This window comes from Rahnella sp. ATs2 (assembly GCF_051851855.1).
Taxonomy (GTDB): Bacteria; Pseudomonadota; Gammaproteobacteria; order Enterobacterales; family Enterobacteriaceae; genus Rahnella; species Rahnella variigena.
In genome coordinates, this window is record NZ_JBLYPL010000021.1 from 74,601 (window position 1) to 81,777 (window position 7,177).

The following is a 7,177-nucleotide window of genomic DNA, read 5'->3' on the forward strand; positions in this document are numbered from 1 at the left end:
TTCTCCTTGAGGTTTAGAGGCAGCTGCGATGCGCCGGTAGGTTCATACTACGCAAACGATAACTTCCTGCGCCTGACTAACTGACAGCCACCCTCGCAAAACGGACAAAAGAAAATGATAAATGAATCAAAGTCACGCTATAGTGCATAACTAAACGCGTCCAGCTCGGCGATCAGAGGTCGTACAGAATGAAAAGGGTTCTGAATCCAAACGAAAATAAACGGCTTGCGGCGCTGCAAAAACTCAAGATTGCGGACAGCAACCCGGATGAAGTCCTTGATCTGATTACCCGTCTCACTCAGCAGATTTTTGATATTCCAATTTGCATCATTACTCTCGTTGACCAGCATCGTCAGTGGTTCAAATCTAAAACCAATACCGCGCTGTGTTATACCGCACGGGATATCGCCTTTTGCGATTACACCATTCGCTCTTCGTCGGTGATGGTGGTGAATGACGCTACTCTGGATCCCCGTTTTAACGAGAACCCGCTGGTCACTGGTGAAGAAGGGATGCGCTTTTACGCAGGTGCCCCGCTAATTACCCGTGAAGGTTTTGCCGTCGGCAGCTTATGCCTGGCAGATAAGAATCCCCGCGATTTTTCAGTTCAGGAAACAGAAATGCTCTCGGATCTGGCGGCGATTGTCATCGACATTATCGAATCCCGCAGCAGCATGAGTTTTGTTGATATCGTTACGCGATTGCCTAACCGCCAGCGTCTGATGGAAGACATCGCGCAACTGATCAAAGCGCCGGACAATACCGCTTATCTGCTGATAATGATCGACACGCTGGATACGCTCTACGCCTATGACATTGGCCGTGCCATTGGTATCCCTAAAGTCGAAAATATCCTCAAAGATATCGGCTCATTCCTGCGCAGTGAACTCAACGAAAATGACAAAGTGTACAGCCTGATGCTGGGTCGCTTTGCACTCATCAAGCGCATTGATGAGCAGGAAGAAATCTTCACTCAGCTGGAAAATGCGGCGACAAGAATTCAGAAAAGTATCACCAGCGACATTCCGATAAATGTCCGCCTGCATGCCGGTTATACGGTGTTTTCGCCAACCTCTGACTGCGCTGAAAACATCATGCGGCAGGGGATGTCCTCATTGCATGAAGCCATCAGCAAAAACCAGCTGGTGATGCCCTATCATCAGGAATCGGATGTTATCCAGCGGCGCGCCTTTAACCTGCTGAATGATCTGATGGCGACCGTTGCCTCCTGCAAAGATTTCCATCTGCTGTATCAGCCGAAAATTCGCCTGGCCGATAAAAAATTCCAGGGCGTTGAAGCGCTGATCCGCTGGCAGCATCCGACTCTCGGCGTGATTTCGCCGTCCGAATTTATTCCTCTGGCTGAAAAAACACCGCTGATTACTCCGCTGACCAACTGGGTGATCACCCAGGCCGTGATGCAAATTGCCGAATGGCAAAAACGCGGCGCACAAATTCAGGTGTCGATTAACCTGACCGCCAATAATCTGGTAGAACAGGATCTGGTGCAGCGCATTCACAACGCGCTAATACTGCATCAGGTATCGCCCTCGATGCTGGAAATCGAATGTCTGGAAACTCAGACGCTGGCGAATAATCCGCACGCCGTGGCCTCGCTGGATGCACTACGCAATATGGGGATCAGCATCGCGCTGGACGATTTCGGCACCGGTTACAGTAATCTGAATTACCTGCAAAAGATCCCGGCTGATACGCTGAAACTGGACCAGTCACTGATTCAGGGCATCAGCAATGACAACAAAAGCAAAGTCATTGTGAAATCGATGATAGAAATGGCGCATGCGCTCAGTTATCAGGTGGTGGCGGAAGGGGTTGAAGACAACGATACCCTGTTGTGTCTGGAAGAGCTTCAGTGCGATTCGGTGCAGGGTTTCTATTTCTCACGTCCGCTGAAGCACGATCAGATTCTTGAGTGGTCCAGGCCGTACATCTGAAAATGCAGACGAATGGCTGACAATAAAAAACCCGCTTTCGCGGGTTTTTCATTTTATTACTTATTAGTGCTGCCCTCAGGCCGGATATTGTAGGTTCCGAAGAAACTACGGTCGGTTTCCAGACTGATGTTTTTCCCGTTCGCATCGACCGTGATCGAGCCAGTGGTTTTCGTCAGCGCACAGGCAATCCGCACTTCAATCTTGCGCATACCGTTTGGCACATTCAAATCCACATATTGATTGAAATGCAGAGTGGCGATTGTCTTTCCGTCCAGAATCACCAGCAGCGGGCAGGTCTTCTCAAACGGCACCATTGAAGATTGTTCTAACCGATGCAAACGGATATGCGTTTGCCCTTCTGGCGCAACCGCGCTGGCATTGGCGTAGGTTGATTTAACCTGAAGCGTCGGTTCATAAGGATTACTCGCACACCCGGCTAAAAATAAAGCAGCTAAGGCCACCAGTGTTTTTTTCATCGTTATCTCCCTGAGTTTATGAACGAATGATAGCAGCGTGCGCGCAACGGGCAACAAAAAACCTGTACCGGCAACCGGTGAAGTGTCCGGACTTCTTAAAAGTCGTGCTGATTTGTGACATCCGTATAAAAAACCATCACCCGAATTGCTAATAGTTATCAGGTCGTATTTGATATTCTTAATCAGATTTATCCGATCAGATGTTCAACTCAGTGTCAGGAATGATTATGTACAGTTACACACTCATCGCTCCCGCAGGGATAGTTAAGGCATACGAAGACGAATTTCGTGAAAAAGGGATTGAGCTGCTGGTTGCCAAACAGAACCGTTCCGAAACGGTCGTTTTACGCAGCAGTCAGTTTTCTGAAGAACGTACTTTTATCACCCATGTTCATCTGCTGATTTTCAGCTTGTGCATGCGGGTGCAAAAACAGCTAAAGAATGGTAAGACTCCCAATACGACTATTATGTATTGATATACTCCTGCATCACCTCGCCCTAACATATTCTGGCCTCATTCAGGGGCCTGACTCCTCCATAATCATTCAGTCATTACAGCCGTTAAGGCTTGTGTAAATAATTCCAACTTGCTGGTTAATTTAAAAACAAAACTTCATCGATTTTTTTAAGAACAAAAACCTTCTGAGAACAAAAGGCGTTCTTTTATCGCTGGCTTATATTTTCTGGCGGAGAACGTATTACGTAATACTGAAAGAAGAATTAAAACTGCAGGAGATAATGCAAGGGCTTGCGAATTGTTGGTGGGTCGTGGCGGGTTCGAACCGCCGACCAATTGATTAAGAGTCAACTGCTCTACCGACTGAGCTAACGACCCAACGGGACGAATTATTCTCCTCTATCCTGATGATGTCAAACGCTTACCCTTACTTTTTTTACCGTCTTTCCGGTAAATATTTGTGAAGCTCATCACACCAAAAAAAGGTATTATTCTTCCCCTTCAGCTCACACCTGATTAATTAACACTCAGTTATCCACTATGTAAAAATTACGATACATTTACCCTGGCTGGCATTTTTCATGTCGGTTATAACATATTCGAAATTAACATTATTATTACAATCACTCACTCCGGCTGTCGTTCCAGCTGAGATGATATAAGAGCCTCAGAGCTCGAATAATTGCCGTAAATGAATGCGATATGGCGGAGTTCATACGCAGAAAACAAAAAACAGGAATCTATACAACATGCAAGAAGAGTCAAAAATCCTCGCCGGGCCGGAGGAAGAGAGCGCTGAAGGTCTGCGGCGAAATCTCTCCAACCGCCATATCCAGCTTATCGCCATCGGTGGCGCTATCGGTACCGGCCTGTTTATGGGCTCAGGCAAAACCATCAGCCTCGCCGGTCCGTCCATCATCTTCGTCTACATGATCATCGGCTTTATGCTGTTTTTCGTCATGCGTGCGATGGGCGAACTCTTACTGTCCAACCTCGAATACAAATCTTTCAGCGATTTTGCCGCCGACCTGCTGGGTCCGTGGGCCGGCTATTTCACCGGCTGGACCTACTGGTTCTGCTGGGTGGTGACCGGCATCGCGGATGTCGTGGCAATTACCGCCTACGCACAATTCTGGTTCCCCGGCCTCTCGCAATGGATCGCCTCCCTGCTCTGCGTTCTGGTGCTGCTCAGCCTGAATCTTGCCACGGTGAAAATGTTCGGTGAGATGGAATTCTGGTTTGCGATGATCAAAATCGTCGCCATCGTCGGGCTGATTATCGCCGGACTGGTGATGGTGCTGACCCACTTCCAGACACCAGCAGGCACCGTCGCCTCCTTCAGCAATCTATGGAATGACGGCGGATTCTTCCCGAAAGGCGTCAGCGGCTTCTTTGCCGGTTTCCAGATAGCAGTGTTCGCGTTTGTCGGAATCGAGCTGGTGGGCACTACTGCCGCCGAAACCAAAGATCCGCAGAAGTCCCTGCCGCGCGCGATTAATGCCATTCCGCTGCGCATCATCATGTTCTACGTTTTCTCGCTGATCATGATTATGTCCGTCACACCGTGGAGCCACGTAGTTGCGGATAAAAGCCCGTTTGTTGAACTGTTCGTGCTGGCCGGTCTCCCCGCGGCGGCGAGTATTATCAACTTTGTGGTGCTGACTTCGGCGGCCTCTTCCGCTAACAGCGGCGTGTTCTCCACCAGCCGCATGTTGTTTGGTCTGGCACAGGAAGGCAATGCGCCGAAAGCGTTCGGTAAACTCTCTTCCCGCGCGGTGCCGTCAAACGGCCTGACCTTCTCCTGCATCTGCCTGCTCGGCGGTGTGGTGCTGATTTACCTGATCCCAAACGTGGTGACGGTCTTCACGCTGGTCACGACCGTTTCGGCGATTCTGTTTATGTTCGTCTGGACCATCATTCTTTGCTCTTATCTGGTCTATCGCCGTCAACGCCCTCAACTGCACAAAGCATCCATCTACAAAATGCCACTCGGTAAACTGATGTGCTGGGTCTGTATGGCATTCTTTGCCTTCGTTCTGGTGCTGCTGACCTTACAGGATGACACCCGTCAGGCGCTTCTCGTCACGCCGTTGTGGTTTGTGGTGCTGGGGATTGGTTACTGGTTGCGCTGCCGCAGCCGCAAAGTCTGAATGATTGATATAAGATGGGATTGAAAGAAGAGTCACCTGGCTAATGCCCGTCACTTAAGCACGTTTATGAATACAAATTCATTTCTGTGCTTCTAAGTAACGAAGGAATCAGACTTGTAGTACTGTTTGCTTCATTGAAGGCCCGAATTCACGGGCCTCATTTCCTTAAGTGACTGGCATCAGACTCAGGCCTCTTTTTCCTCATAAACCTACGCAACATATAAACGAACAAACCATAACTCGTCAGTGTAAGAAAGGTTGTAATTGCAAATACCAATGCAGGACCATATTCCGCGTCAGGCGAGACAAATCGGTCATAATCGATGCAACAAAGGAACAGCGCGAAAAGGCCAATCACTGAAACCACCTTCAAAATTCTGAGTGCTATCCCTTTCGCTATACTCGCAATGTGCTGAGAAAACCCCTTCCCTACTAAACTTTTTATTTGAATTAAATTCATACCCACAGAATACACAATAATTGCCACGATAATATTGATAACCAGAACTGCATAGTCAGAGATGGCATAAACATCTTCTGGCGTAGGATTATTATTGAAAAACCTAGCAATCAGAAATGCTGTATTTTCATTTAATATTGCTGTATCACCATAGATAAAAAAGTAAATTTTCGAACTGATAAAGAATAGAGTCAGGAACCCCAAAACCCGCAGTCCTTTAAGGACATATGCTGCCATTAGCGATCACCTCAATTGTTCCATATGCCATTAAGTGCTTCATACAGGGGACTTCTACCATGGTTGTCCGCAATAAAGCGTCTCTCAGCATTGCGAAATCACACTGATGAGCCAGTGTGATACATCCTTCAGATATTTGCCCAGGGTGCAACCTGAAACCGCCACGTCCCACGCCTTCAATCATAGTCCCATCATCTGTTAACATATCGTCTCGATATAAAGCAAACCATTCACTGTGGTCAACGTGATAATAGAATGTGCTTTTATAAGTATCCACGCCCCAGGCTCTTATTCTATTTTTGATACTACCCTTTGGCCTTTCAACAATGTAATAATTTCCTGCGGGAAGAGGGCCGCTGCCAGCAACTCTTCCGCAGCCCCCACGATTTCGATAGGCGCCCTCGCCAGAAAACGTCAGGAATGTACCCACGCCTGGGAAAGTCAAAGGAGAATAATCCGCATTATTGATCACAAACTTCCCTTGCAAAGCCATTATATTCATCCAATAATTTCACTTAGCTGGCAATATTACATCCCTAAAAAGTTAAATAGTAGGAGTTTCGTGCATAGACATTTCGCAAGACGCATTCTGCCGATTGAGCAACTTACTAAATTAATTTAACTGTTCACTGAATACACCCTGCGGCGTATACAGCGCATCTCTTGTAAAGGATGTGCAACCACTCATTAAATATCCCTCGCCTATTGAGAGCCACTAATCACGTTTGGATCTCAATAATAAACTTCTTAAAATTCTGCTTTTACTACCCAATTAATTGCCGGCAAAAATATACAGGTATAAGGTAGCACCTCATTCATTAAGATGGATTTATGAAAATGCCTATTCCAGCTTACATGTGGATTTATGATGATGGTGGTGCTGCGATTAAAGGTTCTGTAGACGTGAATGGCCGAGAGGGTAGCATTGAGATCCTCGGATTTAACCACGGATTGAATATTCCTGTTGATACCCGTAGCGGAAATATTACAGGCACCCGGTCTCATTCACCGATGATGTTTGAAAAGGAGTTCGATTCGTCGAGTCCATATCTTTATAAGGCTGTCGCTAAAGGACAGACCTTGAAGTCTGCTGAGATACGCTGGTATCGAATCAATGATGCAGGCCAAGAGGAGGTTTATTTTATTATGACAATTGAAGGCGTCAAAATTACCGGCGTGAATCCAGGCATGCCAAACGCTAAAATTGCCGGAAATTCACAGATTAATCACATGGAATCAGTGTCGATGATGTATAACAAGATTACATGGCATTACGTAGATGGGAATGTAAAGTACACCGATGAATGGAATGACCGTTCATAAAAAAATGGGGTTCAAGCCTGATGCCAACCGTTTAATTAAGCCCTTTATGAATACAAATTCATTTCTGTGCTTCTAAGTAACGAAGGAATCAGACTTGTAGTGCTGTTTGCTTCATTGAA

General features: G+C 46.8%; 7 protein-coding genes and 1 tRNA gene. 4 read left to right on the top strand and 4 right to left on the bottom strand.

The genetic code is table 11. The features are described from left to right. Positions 1-188: 188 nt before the first annotated feature. Positions 189-1,955 carry a sensor domain-containing phosphodiesterase gene (locus tag ACJY2G_RS20440; protein WP_430319037.1) on the top strand — a complete coding sequence of 589 codons (1,767 nt, stop codon included), beginning with the start codon at positions 189-191 and terminating at the stop codon, positions 1,953-1,955. A gap of 56 nt (positions 1,956-2,011) precedes the next feature. On the opposite strand, the gene ACJY2G_RS20445 is transcribed toward ACJY2G_RS20440, so the two are convergent. Continuing rightward, entirely contained in the window at positions 2,012-2,431 is a 420-nt protein-coding gene (locus ACJY2G_RS20445) for a hypothetical protein (protein ID WP_120160559.1), read from the bottom strand. A 227-nt stretch (positions 2,432-2,658) separates the two neighbouring features. Here ACJY2G_RS20445 and ACJY2G_RS20450 point away from each other — a divergent pair, with 227 nt between their 5' ends. Further along, positions 2,659-2,907 (top strand): hypothetical protein, encoded by a 249-nt coding sequence (locus tag ACJY2G_RS20450; protein ID WP_120134601.1) that lies wholly within the window; start codon positions 2,659-2,661, stop codon positions 2,905-2,907. Between the two features lie 283 nt (positions 2,908-3,190). Here ACJY2G_RS20450 and ACJY2G_RS20455 read toward each other — a convergent pair. Beyond that, positions 3,191-3,266, bottom strand: a tRNA-Lys gene (locus ACJY2G_RS20455). Positions 3,267-3,637: 371 nt separating this feature from the next. Here ACJY2G_RS20455 and cycA point away from each other — a divergent pair. Further along, complete coding sequence (gene cycA, locus ACJY2G_RS20460) at positions 3,638-5,038, top strand: D-serine/D-alanine/glycine transporter (RefSeq protein WP_430319036.1); 1,401 nt, start codon at positions 3,638-3,640, stop codon at positions 5,036-5,038. Positions 5,039-5,195: 157 nt separating this feature from the next. On the opposite strand, the gene ACJY2G_RS20465 is transcribed toward cycA, so the two are convergent. After that, positions 5,196-5,735, bottom strand: a complete 540-nt coding sequence (locus ACJY2G_RS20465; protein ID WP_430319035.1) for a hypothetical protein — start codon at positions 5,733-5,735, stop codon at positions 5,196-5,198. Then, the gene (locus ACJY2G_RS20470) at positions 5,716-6,228 is read right to left on the bottom strand and encodes a DUF2778 domain-containing protein (protein WP_430319034.1); all 513 of its coding nucleotides are present in this window, start codon (positions 6,226-6,228) and stop codon (positions 5,716-5,718) included. The genes ACJY2G_RS20465 and ACJY2G_RS20470 overlap by 20 nt, the downstream gene beginning before the upstream one ends. 344 nt (positions 6,229-6,572) lie before the next feature. Here ACJY2G_RS20470 and ACJY2G_RS20475 point away from each other — a divergent pair, with 344 nt between their 5' ends. Then, on the top strand, positions 6,573-7,058 hold the full coding sequence (locus ACJY2G_RS20475; protein WP_120160735.1) for an Hcp family type VI secretion system effector: 486 nt from the start codon (positions 6,573-6,575) through the stop codon (positions 7,056-7,058). Positions 7,059-7,177 lie beyond the last annotated feature (119 nt).